Here is an 18,774-nt window from a genome sequence, read left to right as displayed (position 1 = left end):
CGGTCAGGCCCGCGTCGTCGCCGGGGGCCACTAGCCCGTCACCCACTCCGCGTAGAAGATGCCGATGCCGAGGGCCACGAACAGCCCGGCGATGATCCAGAAGCGGATGACGATCGTGACCTCGCCCCACCCGGACAACTCGAAGTGGTGATGCAACGGCGCCATCTTGAAGACCCGTTTCCCGGTCATCTTGAAGAAGCCGATCTGGATCACGTCGGAGAGCACGATCAGCACGAACAGCCCGCCGATGATCGCCGCGAGGATCTCGGTGCGGGACAGGATCGACAGCCCGGCGAGCGCGCCGCCGAGGGCCAGCGAGCCGGTGTCGCCCATGAAGATCTGCGCGGGGCTCGCGTTCCACCACAGGAACCCGAAGCAGGCGCCGGTGATCGACGCCGCCACCACCGCCAGGCTCATCGGGTCGCGGACCTCGTAGCAGCGCGGCCCGGCCGAGGCGAGGAACTGGCAGCTCTGGTTGAACTGCCACACGCCGACCAGCACGTAGGAGCCGAAGACGATCAGCGAGACGCCCGTCGCGAGCCCGTCCAGGCCGTCGGTGAGGTTGACGGCGTTCGACCAGGCGGTGATGAGGAAGTTCGCCCAGATGACGAACAGCACCATGCCGAGGGTGATCCCCGCGAACGCCAGGTCGAGGTTCGTGTCCCGGATGAAGGAGATCTTCGTCGACGCGGGGGTGCGGAACGCCTCGTTCGGGAACTGCAGGGCCGCGATGGCGAACGTCACGCCGACCAGGCCCTGGCCCAGGAACTTCCACCGCGCCTTGAGCCCCAGGCTGCGCTGGCGCGAGATCTTGATGAAGTCGTCGAGGAAGCCCACGACGCCCAGGCCGGTCATCAGGTACAGCACGAGCATCGCCGAGACCGTGGGCAGCTGCCCTGTCGCGAGCAGGCCGCCACCCCAGCCGAGCAAGGTGGCGCCGATGATCACGACCCCGCCCATGGTGGGCGTGCCGCGCTTGGTGAAGTGCGCGGTGGGCCCGTCCTGCCGGATGAACTGGCCGTACTGCTTCTTGACCAGGAACCGGATGAACAGGGGGGTGCCGAGCAGCGCGATGAGCATCGACAGGCCGCCGGAGATGAGGACTGCCCTCATGACGCGGCCTCCTGCCCGCCGGCGATGAGCCGGTCGCCCAGGCGCCAGAGGCCGGCGCCGTAGGAGGACTTCACCAGCACGACGTCACCGGCGCGCAGCTCCTCGTCGAGGAACCTCGCGGCGGCGTCGATGTCGTCGGCCACGGCGACCTCGTCGCCCCACGAGCCCTCGCGGTTGGCGCCGTCGCGGATGGGGCGGGCGCCCTCGCCCACAGCGATCGTGAGGGCGATGTTGAGCCGCACGGCGAGCCGCCCGATGGCGTCATGCGCCTCGCGGGCGTCCTCGCCGAGCTCGAGCATCTCCCCGAGCACGGCGATGGAACGCCTGTCGCGCCCGGCCACGACGGCCAGCGCCTTGAGCGCTGCCTGCATCGAGTCGGGGTTCGCGTTGTAGGAGTCGTCGATGACGGTGACGCCGTCGGACCGGTCCACCACGTGCATGCGGTGGGGGCTGAGGGCCTCCGCGCCGCTGAGCGACGCCGCGACCTCGGCGAGCCCGAGCCCGACCTGGAGCGCTGCGGCCGCAGCGGCGACGGCGTTGTTCGCGTGGTGCTCGCCGACGAGGCGCAGGGTGACGGGCGCCTGGCTGACGACTCCGTCGGGGCCTGGCGCCTCGAGCGTGAAGGACGCCCGGCCGGCCCGGTCGATCCGCACGCCGCGGGCCCGCACATCGGCCGCGGCGGAGGAGCCGAACGTGACGACCTGCCCCGGCGCGACGTCCGCCATGGCCCGGACGCGTGAGTCGTCCGCGTTGAGCACCGCGACGCCGTCGGGCACGAGGCCCTGGACGATCTCGGCCTTGGCCGTGGCCACCGCCTCGATGCCGCCGAACTCCCCGAGGTGCGCCGTGCCCACGACGAGCACCACGGCCACGTCGGGCGGCGCGATGCCGGTGAGGTACGTCAGGTGCCCGATCCCGCTGGCGCCCATCTCCAGCACCAGGAAGCGGGTGGACTCGTCGGCGCGCAGCACCGTGAGCGGCAGGCCGATCTCGTTGTTGAACGAGCGCTCGGGGGCGATCGTCGGGCCGGCCGCGCCGAGGATCTGCGCGAGCAGGTCCTTCGTGGTCGTCTTGCCCACCGACCCGGTCACGCCGATCACCTGCAGCCCGGCGCCGCCGGGCTCGAGGGACGCCTCGCGCAGGCGCGCCAGCACCGCGCGGGCCACATCGCCCAACGCGCGCTCCACGTCCGGCACGACGACGCACGGCAGCGCCTCGCCCTCAGGCGTGCTCAGCGGGCGGGCGGCCAGGACCAGCCCGGCCCCCGCGCGCACCGCGGCGCCGGCGAAGTCGTGGCCGTCCACGTGCTCGCCCGGCAGGGCGACGAACAACGAGCCCTCCTGGACGTCACGTGAGTCGACGACCACGGGCCCGCTGACGACGGTGGCGGGGTCGAGCGTCGCGGGGCGCAACTCTCCCCCGGTGGCGGCCGCGATCTCGGCCGCTGTCAGAGCGATCACGCGTCCTGCCCCTCGAACTCGCGCCGCGCGCGCGCCGCGGCCAGCAGCACGTCGCGGTCGTTGTACCGGTGGAACACGCCGGCGATCTCCTGGGTCGGCTCGTGACCCTTGCCCGTGATGATGATGGTGTCCTGCTCCGTCGCGATCTCGAAGGCGTCGTGGATGGCCTGGCTGCGGCTGGTCGCCTCGCGCACGTCGGCGAGGTCGGGGCGCACGCTCCGCACCCCGTCGAGGATCGCGGCGCGGATCGCCGCGGGGTCCTCGGATCGGGGGTTCTCGTCAGTGACGACGAGCACGTCCGCCAGGCGGGCGCCGATCTCTCCCATCAGCGGGCGCTTGCCCTGGTCCCGGTCGCCGTCGGAGCCGAAGACGAGGATGAGCCGGCCCGGGGTGATGGGGCGCACCGCGTCGAGCGCGAGCACCAGCGCGTCAGGGGTGTGCGCGTAGTCGACCAGCCCGAGCGGCATGCCGAAGCCCCGCTCGACGACGCGCTCCATGCGGCCGGGGATCTCCGACGCGTGCCCGACGGCGTGGATGGCGGTGGCCAAGTCGACGCCGGCGCGATGCGCGAGGACGACGGCGAGTGCCGCGTTCGACACGTTGACACGGCCTGGCAGCGGGCTCGCCGCGGCGTGCTCGACGCCGTCCGGCCCCCGCAGGGTGAACGTCGAGCCGATGCCGTCGAGGCCGATGTCCGCGGACGTCACCGCCCAGTCAGCGGTCGCCGCCACCGGCGCGCCCACGAGGGTCGACACCGACTCGACGGGGATCTGCGCCTCGGCCGCGAGCCGCTGGCCCCACGCGTCGTCGACCACGACCACGCCACGACGGGCCTGGCCGGGCGCGAACAGCCGGGACTTGTCCCGGAAGTAGCCCTCCATGTCGCCGTGGAAGTCCAGGTGGTCGCGCTGCAGGTTCGTGAAGCCGACGACGTCGAATTCCAGCCCGCCGACCCGGCCCAGCGCCAGGGCGTGCGACGAGACCTCCATCGTGCAGGCCGTCGCGCCGCGCTCGTGCATGAGCGCCAGGATCGACTGCACGACGGGCGCCTCGACGGTGGTGCGGGGGCTCTCGATGGCCTCGGGGCCGATCCGCAGCTCGACGGTGCCCATCACGCCGGTGCTCGGGTGCTGGGCGCGCAACGCGGCGTCGACGAAGTAGCTGGTGGTCGTCTTGCCGTTGGTGCCGGTGACGCCAACGGTGACGATGCCGTGTGCGGGATGGTCGTGCGCCCACGCGGCGATCGGGCCCGCGAGCGACCGGGGGTCCGGCGCCACGAGGACGGGGATCGGGGGCTGGTCGGCGGCGAGGAGCTCCGCGCCGGCCTGGTCGGTGAGGATCGCGACGGCGCCGGCCTCGACCGCCTGGGCCGCGAACGTCGCGCCGTGGACCTTGAGGCCGCCGAGGGCCACGAACAGGTCGCCAGGAAGCACGTCGCCGCTTGCGACGCTGACACCGCTGAGGGTGTCGTCCTGGCCGGGGGCGACGCCGCGGACGGACAGGTCGAACGCGGCAACGAGGTCGACGACCCGATGTGTGGCTGGGTGCTGCGGGCGCATCCGACCCTGGGGGGACGTCATAGGGAGAATCTACCCCGGTCGGGCGCCACCCCGACGCGCTGAGCGATGGCCCAGCGCGCGGTCGGGCTCGCGGAGCGGGTCACCACGTCGTCGCGTAGAGCGTCGCCGGCGCGCCGCTCGGGGCCACGCCGAGCTCGAGGAGCGCGTCGCGCGTGATGTCCCTGAACACCGGCGCCGCGACGGTCCCGCCCCACTCGGAGGTGCGCGGGTTGTGCAGCACCACGCTGACGGCGATGCGCGGCTGGTCGGCAGGCGCCACACCGATGAACGAGGCCGTGATCCCGGAGGGGTTGAACGACTGGGCGGTGCCCGTCTTGCCGGCCACCCGATAGCCCGGGATCGCGGCGGCGGAGCCGGTCCCGTCGTCCACCGCGCTCTCGAGCATGGTGAGCACCGTGTCAGCCGTCTCCTTCGAGACGACCTGGGTGGGCGCGGCTTGGGTGGACGGCGTGTACTGGCCGTCCGCCGCCGTCCATCCCTTGATGAGGTGGGGCTGCACCCGCACCCCGCCGTTGGCGATCGTGGCGAAGACCTGTGTGGCCTGCAGCGCCGTCACGGAGACACCCTGGCCGAAGAGCACCGCGTACTTGGTGCGCCCATCCCACTCGTCCACGGGGTGCAGGATGCCGCGGGACTCCCCGGGGAGCTCGACACCCGTCTTCTGGCCGAAGCCGAACTTCGCCAGGTAGTCGTATCGCACCTGCTGCGGGATCTTCTCGCCGATCATCACCGTGCCGGTGTTGGACGACTGGGCGAGCACCCCGGTGGTCGTCAGGCGCATCCCCGCATGCTCATGCGAGTCCTTGAACGTCTGGTTGTTGTCGGTCGTGTACTGGTACGGCACCTCGAAGGGGGTGAGCGGGTTCACCACACCGGTCTCGAGCGCCGCCGCCATCGTGATGACCTTGGCGGTGGACCCCGGGTCGAACACCCCGGAGATGGAGCGTGAGCCGGTGAGGTCGCCGCTGGGGCTGTTCGGGTCGAGCGCCCCCGAGTCCGCCAGCGCGAGGATCTCCCCCGTGGTGACGTCCGTGACGATCACCGAGCCGCTGTCCGCGCCCGTCGCCGCCACCTGCGCGTTGATCGCCTCCTCGGCCTTCCACTGCAGGTCGCTGAGGATCGTGAGCTGGACGGTGTCCCCCTCGACCGCGTCGGTCGAGTCCTCGTACCCGCCTGGGATCGCCTGGCCGCCGGCGCCGCGCTCCCAGACGTACGTGCCCGACGAGCCTGCGAGCTTGTCGTCGAGCACGGCCTCGAGCCCTTGGGCGCCGTCGCCCTCCGCGTTGACCCAGCCCAGCAGGTTCCCCGCCACCGACCCGTTCGGGTACACGCGGTCCAGGACCCGCTCGAACTGCACCCCGCCGATGGACAGCTTCTTGATGTCGCGCATCTGCTCGGGCAGCAGGCCCTTCTTGATGACCTTCCAGGTGCTCTCCCCGGTGAGCAGCGCGCCCAGCTCGGCCGCGTTCATGTCCAGCAGCGGCGCCAGCTTCGCGGCGGCGCCCGACGGCCCGCCGACCTTGGGGTCTGATCGGGGCTCCGACCACTCGGCCAGCTCGACCTGGTTCACCGCCAACGTGTACCGCTCGACGGAGCGCGCCAGGATGTCGCCCTTGGCGTCGGTGATCTGCCCCCGCACCGCGAGGCTCGAGTCGCGCCCGAGCCGCTGCTGCAGCGCCTCCTGGGCCACCGCCTCGCCTTGGATCCCCTGGACGTAGACGAGCCGCCCCGCGAACACCGTGAGGACTGCCAGCACCATCACGGTGAGGAATGCCTGCCTGCGGCGCGGGTCACCGGTCCGCGGCCCCTGCGGACCTCGCGGACCCCGCGGCATGCGAGGCCCGGGCGGGCCCGGAGGGCGGCCGGATCGGGCGCCTCTCACCGGCGTGCGCCCACGTGCGGGCTGCCGTGCTCCGGCAGGCGTGGCCCCACCCACAGGGCGCGGTGACGTCGACCGGGCGCCGCCTGCCGCGGCGCCACGCTGGTGCGCCTCGCGCTGCGTGGGGACGCCGGCCCGCGGCGCTCGTCCGGGCGTCGCGCGCGGTCGTGGCGTCGCCGCCGGGCTCGGAGCAGGCCGACGTGCCCCTCGGCCGGGGGCCGGGGAGCCGGACGGTGTCCTCGCCCGATCGGTCATCCGCCGGCTCCCGCACCCCCGGGGGCGCCCTGCACCGTTCCGTCGGCCAGGAAGAGCCAGGCCGTGCTCTCCGCCTTGACCATGCCGCGTGCCTGCGCGGCGTTCGCGAGCTGCTCGGGCGAGCGCAGGCGGTCGACCTGGGCGGCCAGGTCCTGCTCGCTCTGCGCGAGCCGGTAGAGCTCCATGTCGAGCGCCTGCTTCTCGAAGGCGCCGCGCGCCATCGTGGTGTTGAGCAGGAGGGCCGTGACCAGCGCCGCCACGAGGATCAGCATGCAGGCGATCACGAACGGCGCCCTCGTGCGCGCCTGGGCCGGAGCCCGGACGAGCAGCAGCCGGGGGGCGGGCTGGCTCGCCGGAGCCGGAGCCGCGGGCCGTGCCGGGCGCGGGACGGCGCGTGCCGCTGCCTGTGCGCTCATGACGATCTCCTCGATGCGCCTCGGTCTCGCAGGTGGTCAGGTGTGCCTCGGAGCCGTTCGGCGGCCCGCAGCCGCACCGACTGGGAGCGCGGGTTGCGCTCGCGCTCGGCGTCGTCCGCCTCCTCGGCGCCGCGGGTGACGAGCCGCAGGAACGGGCGGTGCGTCTCGGGCTCCACCGGCAGTCCGGGAGGCGCACTCGACGTCGCGCCGACCGCCAGCGCCCGCTTGACCAACCGGTCCTCGAGCGAGTGGTAGGCCTCGACGACGATGCGCCCGCCGACCGCCAACGCCTCGATCGACGCCGGCAACGCGCGCTCCAGCACCTCGAGCTCGCCGTTCACCTCGATGCGCAGCGCCTGGAACGTCCGCTTGGCGGGGTTGCCGCCGGTCTTGCGGGTCGCCGCGGGAATGCTCGCCCGCAGGATGTCGACCAGCTCGCCGGTGCGCGTCAGCGGCGCCGTCTCCCGCTGGGCCACGATGCGCCGGGCGATCCGCTGCGCGAACCGCTCCTCGCCGTACTCCCGCAGCACGCGGGTGAGCTCGCGCACGTCATAGGTGTTCAGGACGTCGGCGGCGGTCTGGCCCTGGGTCGCGTCCATCCGCATGTCCAGCGGCGCGTCCTGGGAGTACGAGAAGCCGCGCTCAGTCTCGTCGAGCTGCAGCGAGGACACGCCGAGGTCCATGAGGACGCCCTGCACGGCGGGGATGCCGAGCGAGGCCAGCACCTCGTTGATCTCGTCATAGATCGCGTGCACGGGGGTGAAGCGGTCGCCGAACCCGGCGAGCCGACGGCTGGCGAGCGCGAGCGCCTGCGGGTCGCGGTCCAGGCCGATGACGCGCACGTCCGGGAACCGAGCCAGCACCGCCTCGGTGTGGCCGCCCATGCCGAGCGTCGAGTCGACCATCACGGCACCCGGCGCCTCGAGTGCCGGGGCGAGCAGCTCGAGGCAGCGCTCCAGCATCACCGGCGTGTGCCGTGTCGATGCGTCATCGAGCGGCTGTCCGTCGTCGTGCTGCTGCATGGCCGTCTCCTCTCGCGTCGTCTGGCTATGCCGGCTCCCACGTGTACCTGGAGCCCCTGTGAGTGGTGGTCGGGCGGCCCCTCCGCCGTCCAACCAGATCCCCCACCGGCCCTCTGTCGCGGGGAAGTGCGACAGAGAAGACGGGAGGAGATCTCATCGGACGGGCACGAGGCCCGGTGGAAAAGGTCGGGGCGGTCAGGTCGGCATGGTCAGAAGGGGCCGTTCGGGAAGACCTCCTCAGCCGTCTCGGCGTAGCCGGCCTCCTGCTCGGCGAGGTACGTCTCCCACGCCTCGAGGTCCCACACCTCGACACGCGAGCCGGCGCCGATCACCGCGACCTCGCGGTCCAGGCCCGCATACGTGCGCAGCATCGGCGGGATCGAGATGCGCCCCTGCTTGTCGGGAAGCTCGTCGCTGGCCCCGGACAGGAACACGCGCAGGTAGTCCCGGGCCTGCTTGCTCGTCACCGGCGCCTGCCGGATCTGGTCGTGCATGCGCCGGAACTCGTCCATGGGCAGCAGGAAGAGGCACCGCTCCTGCCCACGCGTCATGACCAGGCCCGGCGCCAGTTGCGCGCGGAACTTGGCCGGCAGGATCAGCCGCCCCTTGTCGTCGAGCCGGGGCGTGTACGTGCCGAGGAAGGGCGCTGAGGAGCCGAAGCCGCTGAAGGTCGACTCGATGCTCACCGCCGCCCCCTCTGCTCCCCGCCGGCTCGCGTTCCACGTCTCTCATCCAGTCCTCACCAAGTGCCTCCACGGTACTCCACTTCCCTCCACCTGCAACCGCTAGCGGACACGTTTCACCCGTGTTGCTTGACAAAACCGCAGGTCAGAGCGGTGGGGCGAGGTGGAGGGCTACAACGCACCCCGGGCGCGTGGGAAGCGCATCGTCGAACACGCCCACCGTCAGGCGCGACCGTTTATGGTGGTTCCTCCACCCGCAACCGGAGAAACCGGACGCCCTCCGAGTGGTCGCACGACGCGACGAAGAGGAACGTGGGGGGAAGTGGGGGCCCGCGGCGCCGCGTTCGTCAGATTCACCTGGACGGAGCACGTCTTGCGCGCGCCCGCACGTAGGCTCGTGCCCCCATCCGCAGAAGGAGTCCCCATGCTTCAGGCTGTGCCCTCGACCTCGGAGCTCGCTGAGCTGGTCGAGACGACCAACCAGATCCGCGGGGGGATCGAGACGGTCGTCACCGGACGGTCCGAGATCGTCGGGATCACGGTGGCCGTCCTGCTCGCCGAGGGCCACCTGCTGTTGGAGGACGTGCCCGGCGTCGGCAAGACGACGCTGGCCAAGGCACTGGCCCGCACCATCGACTGCAGCGTGGGGCGCATCCAGTTCACGCCAGACCTGCTGCCCAGCGACCTCACCGGCGTCAACATCTACCGGAGCCAGACCCACGAGTTCGAGTTCCGGCCCGGGCCGCTCTTCGCGCACATCGTCATCGGCGACGAGATCAACCGCGCCTCCCCCAAGACCCAGTCCGCGCTCCTGGAGTGCATGCAGGAGACCCAGGCGACCGTCGACGGGTCGACCTACCCGCTGCCGCGCCCGTTCCTGGTCATCGCCACCCAGAACCCCGTCGAGATGGAGGGGACCTATCCCCTGCCCGAGGCGCAGCGCGACCGCTTCATGGCGCGGCTCACCGTCGGCTACCCGAGCCTCGACGCCGAGCTCGACATGCTCGACCTGCAGGAGACGTCCGACCCGCTCGCGGCCCTGCGCCCCGTGACCGACGCCGCGCAGGTCGCCCGCCACGTCAACACCGCGCGCCGGCTGTACGCCGCGCCCGGGATCAAGCGGTACGTGATCGACCTGGTGACCGCCACCCGCGAGGACCAGGGCCTCCGGCTGGGCGCCTCGCCCCGCGCCTCGATCCAGCTGCTGCGCGCCGCCAAGGCGCTCGCCGCGATGTCCGGCCGTGACCATGTGCTCCCGGACGACGTCCAGCAGCTCGCCGAGCCCGTGCTGGCCCACCGGCTGATCGCCAGCACCGAGGCCCGGCTATCCGGGCGCTCGACGAGCGACGTCGTCCAGGACATCGTGGCGCGCATCCCGCTGCCGTCGTCGAGCGCGGTCCCGCGCGAACGGCGGGCGTCCGGCTGATGCGTCCGCGTCTGACCCACCGCGGCATCGGCCTCGGCGTGGCCGGCGCCAGGGGGGTCGGGCTCGGCATCGGGCTCGGCGCCATCGGCCTGGTGCAGATCGGCGCGCTGACCCTCCTGCTGGTGATCGGCGCGTTCGCCGCGACGGCCCTGCGGGACCCCGGACGGGGCCGGCACCGCCTGCGCGTGCACCGCCACGTGCAGCCGAGCCCTGTCCACGCCGGCGCCACCGCGCATGTCAGCGTCGAGGTCGTCGCGGACAACCTGGCCGGCAGGGTGCGCCTGAACGGCCTGCGCCTCGGCGAGCAGGCCTCCGCCGAGCTGTCCGGCGGACGGCCGCTGCGCGCCCGGGTGGTGCGCACCGAGCGGTCGGTGGGGCTGGCGTACCCGGTGCTCGCCGCCCGGCGCGGCCGCTGGGCTCTCGGACCGCTCATCGTGACCCGCCACGATCCGTTCGGCGTGGTCCGAGCCAGCTCCGCGCTGGGCGAGCGCGCCGACATCGCCGTCTGGCCGGCCGTGACGCAGCTGCCGGTGCCGCGCGGGATCCTCGTCGCGGAGCCGGACCGCATCGCCCTCGGCGCCCGCAGCCCGTCGACGGACGACTCCGCGCTGCGGGAGTACCAGCTCGGCGACGACCTGCGGCGCGTGCACTGGCGCAGCAGCGCCCGCCGCGGCGAGCTCGTCGTCCGCTCCGACGAGCGCGCCGGCATGCGGCCCGTGACCGTGCTCCTCGACCTGCCCCAAGAAGCAGAGTCGCTCGAGTGGACCATCTCGCTCGGCACATCGATGGCCCTGGCCATGCTCGACGCCGGCCACCCCGTCCGGCTGCTCGGGCCGCCCTCTGCGGCTGGCCCCCTGTCAACGGACGGCGCCCACGCCCGCCCGGGCCACTCAGCGCGCACCGAGCTCCTCGACCGGATGATCGACGTGCAGGCCCCCGAGTCGTCGGAGGCCGAGGACCAGCTCCTCACCGCGGTGCGCCTGCACCTCGGCAGCCACAGCGGGAGCGAGATCGTCGTGGCGCTCGTGGGCCCGCTGAGCCCGCCCACCCGCACCGCCCTCGCCCAGCTGGCCCGCTGAGCCCGCCCACCCGCACCGCCCTCGCCCAGCTGGCCACCGGCGCCCAGGGCTGGGCCATGGTCCGGTCCGACCCGGCCTGGTCCGTCAACGAGCGGCATGAGGCCGAGCGGACGGTCAGCCATCTGCGCAGGCTGGGCTGGCGGGCCTGCTCCGTCCAGCCCGGCGACGACCTCACGGAGAGCTGGACGCGGATGCTGGGAGCACGCCCATGAGGGGCCCCCGCGAGGAGCCCGTCGCCCTGCGCGGCGCACGCGGACTGCTCGCCTCCGCCCTGGTCGGCACGGCCACCTGCGGTGGGCTGCTCGCCGTGCGACAGCTCATCGCGCCGGGATCGTGGCTCGGGGCCGCGCTCCTGGTCGTCATCCTGCTCACCGCGCTGACCGCCGGAGTGCGCGCCGTGTCCCGGCGTTGGTGGGCGCCCACCGTGGTCGGCGCCCTCGCGACCATGGTCGGCGTCCTCATCGCCTTCGGCGCGCCTCCTGGCGCCCTGCGGCTCCTCCCCGACATGGATTCCGTCGACCGGCTCATCGCGATGACCCGCGTCGCCCTCGACCTGGTCAACTCCTCCTTCGTTCCGTTGCAGTCGTCCCGGCCCATCGTGCTGCTGGTGGTCGTCGGCGCGGCACTCCTCCTGCTCGGCGTCGACCTCGTCGCGCTCGGCCTCGGCGCGCCGGCTTGGTCGGGCCTGGTGCTGCTCATCGTGTGGATCCCCGGGATCGTCCTCGGCACGCCCGCCTCGGGGTTGGCGCTGGCGGTCCCAGCCGTGCCCTCCCTGCGGCTACTGGCCCTGTCGGTCGCGCCCGCCACCGCCGGTCCCGGAACCGCGCGGCGCGCCGGCTGGACGGTTGCCGCGGCCGGTGGCATCGCGGCCGTCGCGATCGTCGTCGGCCCGCTGGTCGCGCCCGTGCCGGGGTGGGCGGCGCTCGAGCTCCCCCGATGGGGCTCAGGCTCCGTGGGGCCGGTGCGCCTCAACGACTCGCTGGACATGCGCGACAGCCTCGGCCCCCGTTCCGAGCAGATCGTCCTGCGCTACACCGTCGAGGAGGCGTCAGACAGCGCGCCCGCGGCCGACACGTCAGGCCTGGCCCGGCCGACGCTCCTCGCCGACGCCAAGACGATCGGCCCGCTACGCGCCTTCACCATGCGCGACTTCGACGGGCGGACGTGGGCGCGCGGCGACTCCACGGACCTCGAGACCTGGGACCCGGAGACCCTCCTCAGCCCGGACCCCAGCACGCACGGCGACGCGCCCGACCCCTCCGAAGGGCTCCTCGCCTCCGTGCACGTCGTGGTTGGCGGGCTGCGGGAGGATCGGCTGCCAGTGAGCACCTTCGCCCGCACGCTGGACATCGCCGGGGAGTGGTTCTACGACGCCGAGAATGACCAGGTGGTCGGCGACCGGAGCACGCGCAACGGCCTGGGCTACTCGATGACGGTGCAGGTGCCCGAGCTCACAGCGGACACCCTGCGCGCCTCGTCGCCAGCCAGCGCCCCCGCCCTCGACCCGTATCTGACGGTGCCGGACACCGAGCACGCGCAGGACGTCGCCGACCTCGCCGCCGAGGTCGCCGCCGGAGCCACCGGGGCGTTCGAGCAGGCGATGGCGCTCCAGACCTGGTTCCGGAACCCGCAGAACTTCGTCTACGACACGCGCGTCGAGCCGGCGACGTCCTCGGACTCGGTGTGGGACTTCCTGGAGAGCAAGCGCGGATACTGCGTGCAGTACGCGACCTCCATGGCGATCATGGCGCGCACCCTCGGCATCCCCGCCCGGGTGGGCGTGGGCTTCCTCCCCGGAACCCTCGCTGCCGACGACGAGTACGTGATCACCGGACGGCAGTCGCACGCGTGGCCCGAGCTCTACTTCCCGAGCGCGGGATGGGTGCGGTTCGAGCCGACGCCGGCCGTGCAGACGGGGACTCCTCCGCGCTGGAGCGACCCCCTCGTCGTGACGCCGGCGACTGCGGCGCCGACCGCCGAGCCCGTGGCCCCGTCCGCGCCAGCCCCCACCGCGAGCAGCACCACGGCGCCGCGCGCAGCGGTGCCCGCCCCCGACGTCGACGAGGCCGAGATCCCCCGTGCGCTGGTGGCCCCGGTCGCCGGCATCCTGCTCGCGCTCCTGCTGGGCGCCGTGGTGATGCTGCGTCGCCGCGCGGCGCGCGTCTCCCATCTCACGGCCGAGGACGCCTGGGGGTGGCTGCGCGGACGGCTGCGTCGCGCGCACATCACCTGGTCGGACGCGCGGACCCCGCGTCAGGCCGCGGCGCTGATCCGGGCTCGGGCGGAGCAACTGCGCGGCGAGCCGCTCGACGACGCCGCCGACGACGCGCTGACCCGGCTCACCGAGGCGGTGGAGCGGGGCCGTTACGCTCCCCACCCGACGCAGGAGCCGACCGACGATGTGCGCCAGTGGGCGCATGCGGTACTTGAGGGTGTGCGCTCTGGGCTCGACCGTGGGAGCCCGGCGGAACGGCTCGAGGCCGACGCTGGCGGAACGGGCCGCGCTGGCTGAGACAGCCAGAGGCCGACGGCGAGACCGCTGAGGTCAGACCCCGAGACTGATGGGGCCAGACGGCGAGACCGCTGAGTTCAGCGGCCGCCCTGGTCGCGCCGATGCTGCCACCGCTCCTCGAGGCGGGACATGAAGCCCGCCTGCCGGCGCGGGGTGCTGGCCGACTTCGCCTTCGTGGCGGTGGCGGCGCCCGCGGACTCCTTGGAGGATCCTTGGGAGAAGCCGAAAGCCACAGCGCCGAACATGATCACGAAGCCGAGGACGCCGATCCAGGCGAGCCGCGTGGCCGCACCCGCGACCAGCATGAGAAGACCGGCGATGGCCACCGCGCTCGCGAGGACGTAGCGGCCCACAGGCCGCCGGCCTCGTGACGCCAGAGTGTTCGCGAGCCTGGGGTCGTCAGATGTGAGCTGCCGCTCCATCTGTTCCAGTACGCGCTGCTCGTACTCGGACAGAGGCATTACTACCCCCGTACTCCCCCGTAGAGACATCTTTCGACAAGGATAGGTCCCCAGACACGAAGTCGGTAGTCGAGTCCCGCCGTCGTGGAGGGGGAATCGACCCCACGGCGATGGCAGACCGCCCGAAACGGCCTCGAACTAGGTCCATCGCCCGCTCCGCGTCACGGCGCGCTGTGCTGTTCTCGGCGACGGCCTCGTCGAGTGTCGGCTGCCGGACCGTCGAGACGGCGGGGCTCAACCCCTCGGCGCGCACCCCGACGAGCCGCACGGGCAGGCCGCCCAGGTCGACGCCCGCCAGGAGTGCACGGGTCGCGAGGTAGATCTCCCGCGCGATGTCAGTGGGCGTGGCGAGCGTGCGCGAGCGGGTGAGCGTGCGGAAGTCCGAGGTGCGGACCTTGAGGCTCACGGTGCGGGCGACCAGTTGGTGCGCCCGCAGGCGACCGGCGCATCGGTCGGCGAGCTCGAGCACCTTGGCCTCCACCACCGCCAGGTCGTGGACGTCCACGTCGAACGTCTCCTCCGCCCCGATGCTCTTCTCCTCCCGTCCCGGCTGGACGGGCCGGGGGTCCCTCCCCCAGGCGAGGTCGTGCAGGTGCGCGCCCGCCACCTTGCCCACCGCACGCTGAATGGTCTGGACGTCGCTGTCCGCGAGCTCGGCGACGGTGCGCACGCCCCAGCGGGCCAGCGCGGCCTCGGTCGCCTCGCCCACACCCCACAGCGCACCGACCGGCAGGGTGCGCAGGTAGTCGACGGCGGCGGCCTTGGGCACCAGCAGGACGCCGTCTGGCTTCGCGTGCCCTGACGCCAGCTTCGCGACGAACTTCGTGGCCGCGATGCCCACCGAGCACGTGATGCCGAACTCGGCGCGGACGTCGCGACGGATCTGCGCGGCGATGTGGGTCGGCGGTCCCAGCCGACGACGCGCGCCGGAGACGTCGAGGAACGCCTCATCGACGCTCACCTGCTCCACCAGCGTCGTCACGTCGCGCAGGATGCGCATGACCCCCTCGGAGACGGCGGTGTACGCCTTGTGCTCGGGCGGGATGATGACGGCCTGCGGGCACATCCGCCGTGCCACGGACATCGGCATGGCCGAGTGGACGCCGAACGCGCGCGCCTCGTAGGTGGCCGCGAGCACCACCCCGCGCTGCTCGCCACCGACCACGACGGGCAGCCCCCGCAGATGCGGACGGCGGGCCAACTCCACCGAGGCGAAGAAGGCATCCATGTCGACGTGCAGGATGGACGCGCCCTCCTCGTCGTCGCCCCAGTCTCGGCGCCCGCTGGGGCGCGGCCCGCGGCTCATGACGCGCGCGCGGCCAGCACGGAGGCCCCCAGTGCGTCGGCAGAGCCAGCCTCGGCCTCGACGAGCGCGCGCACCGCGTCGAGGAAGTCCTCGGCGGCGCAGACCGCCTGCTCGGCCCGCGCCGGGCTCACGATGTCGAAGCGGCCCGCCTCGACCGCCGACCGCAGCGAGGCGCCCGCGGCGAAGTACCCGCTCCAACGCTGCACCTCGGGGGCCATGACGTCCAGCATCTCCCACACCGTCCGGGGCGCCCGGCGGCCGCCCGGGCGACCCCGTGCCGCGAGCAGCCCAGCGCCGGCACGCACCGCCGCGAGGTGGGCGTGCGAGAACCGCTCCCATGGCTCGGAGGAGAACTGGGCGGCCAGCAGCTCGGCGTCCGCGCGCTGGAGCAGCCCATCGGCCGGCCCTGCGAGACCGCCCGAGAGACGGGATCGGATGGCGTTCATCGCGGCCGCACCTCCTTCTCTGCTCACCCTCAGTATCGAACACCTGTTCGACGCCCGTCAACCCGTACCGTGGTCCTGTGGCTTCCCGCGACCGCTCGGGGCGACGACCCCCACCATCCCACCGCCCACCGACACACACCCGCTGGCCCGACGGCCCTGTCCGCATCCCGCCCGGCACGGTCGAGCTCGTGCGGACGGCCGACGACCCCTCCGGCGTGACCGTGCTGGTCAACGGGGTGCCGAGCTCGCATCTGGACCTCGAGGACCCGTCAAGGCTGTCCTTCGAGTACATGCAGCAGATGGCAGTGCTGCTCGGCCATGCCGCCCCGCCCGGCGAGCCACTGGCCGTTGTCCACCTCGGCGCGGCGGGCTGCGCCCCCGCCCGGCACGTCCCCGCCAGTCGGCCCGGGTCCCGGCAGATCGCCGTCGAGCTCGACACCGCCCTCCCGGAGCTGGTCCGCACCTGGTTCGACCTGCCGCGCGCGCCGGCCCTGCGGATCCGCGCGGGAGACGCCCGGGCACAGCTCGAGGCGATGGCCGACGCGTCAGCCGACGTCGTCGTGCGGGACGTGTTCTCCGGCGACCGCACACCCGAGCACGTGACCACCGTGGAGTTCGCCCGGGAGGTCGCGCGCGTGCTGCGGCCCGGAGGCCTCTACCTGGCCAACTGCGCCGACCGGCCGCCGCTCGCCCTGGCGCGCTCCGAGGCCGCGACCCTGCGTGCGGTGTTCGGCCACCTGGGGGTGGTGGCGGAGCCGGGCCTGCTTCGCGGACGCGGGTACGGGAACGTCGTGCTCGCGGCGACCGGCGACGCGTCACTGCTGGCCTCGGCCCAGGTGGAGCGCGAGGTGCGGTCGCTGCCAGCGCCCGCCCGCATGCTGCATGGCTCCGAGCTGCACGCGTTCGTGGGCTCGGCGCGCGCGCTCGGCGATCCCCCCGGCGCCACGGCTGCGACGCCGGGCGCTGAGCGCGCATGACCGGCAACGCGACAAGGCCGCACCCCGAAGGGCACGGCCTTGTCAATGCGCGCGGGACCCTGGCCTCGACAGCCGGGGACTCAGCGAGCGCAGGTGATCAGAGCGGGCGGACCTGCTCCGCCTGGGGGCCCTTCGGGCCCTGCGTGATCTCGAACTCGACGCGCTGACCCTCCTCGAGGGAGCGGTAGCCCTGCGAGTCGATCGCGGAGTAGTGGACGAAGACGTCTGCGCCGCCGCCGTCCTGGGCGATGAACCCGTAGCCCTTCTCAGCGTTGAACCACTTGACAGCACCCTGTGCCATGTTTCCTGTCCTTCTGTTCCAACCGGTGACGACGCCTGGCCCAGCGCCCTGCGTCGTGCCGCAATGCCTTGTCCCGCGTCCTGCACCGGGCAGACCAGCCGGTCGGCTGGGGGGTGCCACTCGCTGATGGAGCGGCGCCGGTCGAGCGTCAGTACGTCACTGCAACGATCGCGATCCTCTCACGACGGCCCTGCGGGCGCCACGGTTTGTGACCCGATGTGCCCCCAGTTCGACAACGATCCGATCACGGTCCACGACGCCCTCGGCAGCACCCCTGCCAGCCCATCCGCGACCCCAGCCGCCCGCACTGCGCGGCGCTCAGGACGAGGGGCCGTCCTCGGTGTGCTCCGCGAGGAACCGCTCGAACTCCGCGCCGAGCTCGTCGGCGGTGGGGAGCTGGGAGGTCTCGGCCAGCAGCCCGGGACGCCCGGCGCTCCGCGTGAAGGCGTCGTACTGCTCCTCCAGCGCGTGCACCACCGCGGCGACCTCCGCCGAGTCGCCGACCTGGCGCTCGATCTCGGCGGCCGTCTCGTCGGCGGCCTCGGCCAGCGCGCCGAGCCGCAGGTCCAGGCCGGTGGCCCGCTCCACATGCTCCAGTGCGATCTTGCTCGCCTGGGGGAACGCCGACTGCGCCAGATAGTGCGGCACGTGGACCGCGAAGCCCATCGCGTCATGGCCCCACTCCCCCAGCCGCATCTCCAGCACGGCTGAGGCGCTGGCCGGCACCTGCACGGTGCCGAACCACGACGGGTGGTCCGCGACCAGCTCCGGGCGGGTGGCGTGCGCGGTGGCGGTCAGGGGCCGGGTGTGCGGCACCCCCATCGGGATGCCGTGCAGCCCGACGGTCAGCGGCACGGCGAACCGCTCGACGATCTGGCGGACCGCGGCGATGAACCGCTCCCACTGCACATCCGGCTCGGAGCCGTGCAGCAGCAGGAACGGCGCGCCCTCGGCGTCGCGGACCAGGTCCACCGCCAACGACGGCGCGTCGTACTCGGTCCAGGCGCTCGAGTCGAACGTCATGGTCGGTCGACGCGACCGGTAGTCGATGAGCTGGTCGACGTCGAACGTCGCGAGCCGAGTGGTGGTGAGGGACTCGGTCAGGTGCTCAGCAGCCTTGCGGCCGGCGGCGCCGGCGTCCACGAAGCCCTGCAGGGCGTGCACCAGCACAGGTCCGGAGCCGAGCGCGGCGCGCGCGGTCACCTCGGCGGCGACCACAGGGTCCACGTCGTAGATCTCGCTCGGGTCGAGCATGGGTCCTCACTCTCGTGCCGACATCGGGCAGCGCATGCGCTGCTGCCCACCTGGTCAACACCCGAGGGCGCGCGTGTCTTCCCGTGCGCCCAGATCGTCTCGGCGCGTGGTCACACGGCCCTGGCGCAGGTCACAGACGGATCAGCGGCCGGGAAGCCGGACGACAGTGACGAAGAACTCGTCGATCTGGCGCACGACCTCGATGAAGCGGTCGAAGTCCACGGGCTTGGTCACGTACGCGTTCGCGTGGAGCGAGTAGCTGCGGACGACGTCCTCCTCCGCCTCCGAGGTGGTCAGCACGACCACCGGGATCGAGCGGAGGCGCTCGTCCTGCTTCAGCGCCTGCAGGACCTCGCGGCCGTCCATCCGCGGCAGGTTGAGGTCGAGCAGGATCAGGTCCGGCGTGGTGGCGTTGGCGTACTCACCCTCCTTGCGGAGGTACTCGAGCGCGCTCACCCCGTCGGAGACGACGGACAGGCGGTTCGTCACCTTGTTGTCCGCGAACGCCTCGCGCGTCATCAGGACATCGCCCGGGTCGTCCTCCACGAGCAGGACGTCGATGTCTTTGTGCGAGTTCGGCACTCGTTCTCCTCAGCCCTTGTGC

The 18,774-nt window shown here is 72.9% G+C and carries 18 protein-coding genes; 5 read left to right on the top strand and 13 right to left on the bottom strand.

Features of this window, described 5'->3' with window-relative positions; genetic code table 11:
* Positions 1-30: 30 nt before the first annotated feature.
* The 7 genes from mraY to mraZ all read right to left on the bottom strand — a co-directional run bounded on the left by mraY (position 31) and on the right by mraZ (position 8,405).
* Positions 31-1,113 carry a phospho-N-acetylmuramoyl-pentapeptide-transferase gene (gene mraY, locus BN3788_RS01765; RefSeq protein ID WP_066582132.1) on the bottom strand — a complete coding sequence of 361 codons (1,083 nt, stop codon included), beginning with the start codon at positions 1,111-1,113 and terminating at the stop codon, positions 31-33.
* Entirely contained in the window at positions 1,110-2,573 is a 1,464-nt protein-coding gene (locus BN3788_RS01760; RefSeq protein WP_066582131.1) for a UDP-N-acetylmuramoyl-tripeptide--D-alanyl-D-alanine ligase, read from the bottom strand. The genes mraY and BN3788_RS01760 overlap by 4 nt, the downstream gene beginning before the upstream one ends.
* The gene (locus tag BN3788_RS01755) at positions 2,570-4,153 is read right to left on the bottom strand and encodes a UDP-N-acetylmuramoyl-L-alanyl-D-glutamate--2,6-diaminopimelate ligase (RefSeq protein WP_066582130.1); all 1,584 of its coding nucleotides are present in this window, start codon (positions 4,151-4,153) and stop codon (positions 2,570-2,572) included. The genes BN3788_RS01760 and BN3788_RS01755 overlap by 4 nt, the downstream gene beginning before the upstream one ends.
* A 79-nt stretch (positions 4,154-4,232) precedes the next feature.
* The gene (locus BN3788_RS01750) at positions 4,233-5,912 is read right to left on the bottom strand and encodes a peptidoglycan D,D-transpeptidase FtsI family protein (protein WP_066582129.1); all 1,680 of its coding nucleotides are present in this window, start codon (positions 5,910-5,912) and stop codon (positions 4,233-4,235) included.
* A gap of 371 nt (positions 5,913-6,283) precedes the next feature.
* The gene (locus tag BN3788_RS01745) at positions 6,284-6,703 is read right to left on the bottom strand and encodes a hypothetical protein (RefSeq protein WP_066582128.1); all 420 of its coding nucleotides are present in this window, start codon (positions 6,701-6,703) and stop codon (positions 6,284-6,286) included.
* On the bottom strand, positions 6,700-7,725 hold the full coding sequence (rsmH, locus tag BN3788_RS01740) for a 16S rRNA (cytosine(1402)-N(4))-methyltransferase RsmH (RefSeq protein WP_066582127.1): 1,026 nt from the start codon (positions 7,723-7,725) through the stop codon (positions 6,700-6,702). Before rsmH ends, BN3788_RS01745 begins: the two co-directional genes overlap by 4 nt.
* A 209-nt stretch (positions 7,726-7,934) precedes the next feature.
* Positions 7,935-8,405 (bottom strand): division/cell wall cluster transcriptional repressor MraZ, encoded by a 471-nt coding sequence (gene mraZ, locus BN3788_RS01735; protein ID WP_390619579.1) that lies wholly within the window; start codon positions 8,403-8,405, stop codon positions 7,935-7,937.
* A gap of 427 nt (positions 8,406-8,832) precedes the next feature.
* On the opposite strand from mraZ, the gene BN3788_RS01730 reads away from it, so the two are divergent.
* Genes BN3788_RS01730 through BN3788_RS01720 form a run of 4 tightly spaced genes read left to right on the top strand, consistent with a single transcriptional unit; the run spans position 8,833 to position 13,425 of the window.
* A complete protein-coding gene (locus BN3788_RS01730; RefSeq protein ID WP_066582125.1) occupies positions 8,833-9,834 on the top strand; it encodes an AAA family ATPase in 1,002 nt (333 codons plus the stop codon).
* Positions 9,834-10,913 (top strand): DUF58 domain-containing protein, encoded by a 1,080-nt coding sequence (locus BN3788_RS01725; RefSeq protein WP_234346427.1) that lies wholly within the window; start codon positions 9,834-9,836, stop codon positions 10,911-10,913. The genes BN3788_RS01730 and BN3788_RS01725 overlap by 1 nt, the downstream gene beginning before the upstream one ends.
* Before the next feature lie 56 nt (positions 10,914-10,969).
* Positions 10,970-11,125 carry a hypothetical protein gene (locus tag BN3788_RS19575; RefSeq protein ID WP_234346426.1) on the top strand — a complete coding sequence of 52 codons (156 nt, stop codon included), beginning with the start codon at positions 10,970-10,972 and terminating at the stop codon, positions 11,123-11,125.
* On the top strand, positions 11,122-13,425 hold the full coding sequence (locus tag BN3788_RS01720; protein ID WP_066582124.1) for a DUF3488 and transglutaminase-like domain-containing protein: 2,304 nt from the start codon (positions 11,122-11,124) through the stop codon (positions 13,423-13,425). The genes BN3788_RS19575 and BN3788_RS01720 overlap by 4 nt, the downstream gene beginning before the upstream one ends.
* Positions 13,426-13,502: 77 nt before the next feature.
* On the opposite strand, the gene BN3788_RS01715 is transcribed toward BN3788_RS01720, so the two are convergent.
* Genes BN3788_RS01715 through BN3788_RS01705 form a run of 3 tightly spaced genes read right to left on the bottom strand, consistent with a single transcriptional unit; the run spans position 13,503 to position 15,638 of the window.
* Entirely contained in the window at positions 13,503-13,847 is a 345-nt protein-coding gene (locus BN3788_RS01715; protein ID WP_315969730.1) for a DUF3040 domain-containing protein, read from the bottom strand.
* Positions 13,825-15,192: a DNA polymerase IV gene (locus tag BN3788_RS01710; protein ID WP_082812485.1), complete on the bottom strand. Its 1,368-nt coding sequence runs from the start codon at positions 15,190-15,192 to the stop codon at positions 13,825-13,827. Before BN3788_RS01710 ends, BN3788_RS01715 begins: the two co-directional genes overlap by 23 nt.
* Positions 15,189-15,638 carry an SAV_6107 family HEPN domain-containing protein gene (locus BN3788_RS01705; protein ID WP_066582122.1) on the bottom strand — a complete coding sequence of 150 codons (450 nt, stop codon included), beginning with the start codon at positions 15,636-15,638 and terminating at the stop codon, positions 15,189-15,191. Before BN3788_RS01705 ends, BN3788_RS01710 begins: the two co-directional genes overlap by 4 nt.
* A 188-nt stretch (positions 15,639-15,826) precedes the next feature.
* Here BN3788_RS01705 and BN3788_RS01700 point away from each other — a divergent pair, with 188 nt between their 5' ends.
* Positions 15,827-16,615, top strand: a complete 789-nt coding sequence (locus tag BN3788_RS01700) for a spermidine synthase (protein WP_234346425.1) — start codon at positions 15,827-15,829, stop codon at positions 16,613-16,615.
* Between the two features lie 97 nt (positions 16,616-16,712).
* Here BN3788_RS01700 and BN3788_RS01695 read toward each other — a convergent pair whose 3' ends face one another.
* The 3 genes from BN3788_RS01695 to BN3788_RS01685 all read right to left on the bottom strand — a co-directional run bounded on the left by BN3788_RS01695 (position 16,713) and on the right by BN3788_RS01685 (position 18,752).
* Positions 16,713-16,916, bottom strand: a complete 204-nt coding sequence (locus BN3788_RS01695; RefSeq protein WP_066582120.1) for a cold-shock protein — start codon at positions 16,914-16,916, stop codon at positions 16,713-16,715.
* Between the two features lie 318 nt (positions 16,917-17,234).
* Positions 17,235-18,170, bottom strand: coding sequence for a PAC2 family protein (locus BN3788_RS01690; protein ID WP_066582119.1), 936 nt, complete (start codon positions 18,168-18,170; stop codon positions 17,235-17,237).
* A gap of 141 nt (positions 18,171-18,311) precedes the next feature.
* A complete protein-coding gene (locus BN3788_RS01685; RefSeq protein WP_066582118.1) occupies positions 18,312-18,752 on the bottom strand; it encodes a response regulator in 441 nt (146 codons plus the stop codon).
* Positions 18,753-18,774 lie beyond the last annotated feature (22 nt).

Source organism: Cellulomonas timonensis (assembly GCF_900046455.1).
Taxonomy (GTDB): Bacteria; Actinomycetota; Actinomycetes; order Actinomycetales; family Cellulomonadaceae; genus Cellulomonas_A; species Cellulomonas_A timonensis.
Note: the sequence above shows the minus strand (reverse complement) of the source record. Positions and strands in the feature narration are given on the sequence as shown.

Coding starts and splice junctions, on each gene's coding strand:
- mraY (WP_066582132.1), bottom strand. CDS start 1,113: ATGAGGGCAGTCCTCATCTCCGGCGGCCTGTCGATGCTCATCGCGCTG.
- BN3788_RS01755 (WP_066582130.1), bottom strand. CDS start 4,153: ATGACGTCCCCCCAGGGTCGGATGCGCCCGCAGCACCCAGCCACACAT.
- BN3788_RS01750 (WP_066582129.1), bottom strand. CDS start 5,912: ATGGTGCTGGCAGTCCTCACGGTGTTCGCGGGGCGGCTCGTCTACGTC.
- BN3788_RS01745 (WP_066582128.1), bottom strand. CDS start 6,703: ATGAGCGCACAGGCAGCGGCACGCGCCGTCCCGCGCCCGGCACGGCCC.
- rsmH (WP_066582127.1), bottom strand. CDS start 7,725: ATGCAGCAGCACGACGACGGACAGCCGCTCGATGACGCATCGACACGG.
- BN3788_RS01730 (WP_066582125.1), top strand. CDS start 8,833: ATGCTTCAGGCTGTGCCCTCGACCTCGGAGCTCGCTGAGCTGGTCGAG.
- BN3788_RS01725 (WP_234346427.1), top strand. CDS start 9,834: ATGCGTCCGCGTCTGACCCACCGCGGCATCGGCCTCGGCGTGGCCGGC.
- BN3788_RS19575 (WP_234346426.1), top strand. CDS start 10,970: ATGGTCCGGTCCGACCCGGCCTGGTCCGTCAACGAGCGGCATGAGGCC.
- BN3788_RS01720 (WP_066582124.1), top strand. CDS start 11,122: ATGAGGGGCCCCCGCGAGGAGCCCGTCGCCCTGCGCGGCGCACGCGGA.
- BN3788_RS01715 (WP_315969730.1), bottom strand. CDS start 13,847: ATGGAGCGGCAGCTCACATCTGACGACCCCAGGCTCGCGAACACTCTG.
- BN3788_RS01710 (WP_082812485.1), bottom strand. CDS start 15,192: ATGAGCCGCGGGCCGCGCCCCAGCGGGCGCCGAGACTGGGGCGACGAC.
- BN3788_RS01705 (WP_066582122.1), bottom strand. CDS start 15,638: ATGAACGCCATCCGATCCCGTCTCTCGGGCGGTCTCGCAGGGCCGGCC.
- BN3788_RS01695 (WP_066582120.1), bottom strand. CDS start 16,916: ATGGCACAGGGTGCTGTCAAGTGGTTCAACGCTGAGAAGGGCTACGGG.
- BN3788_RS01690 (WP_066582119.1), bottom strand. CDS start 18,170: ATGCTCGACCCGAGCGAGATCTACGACGTGGACCCTGTGGTCGCCGCC.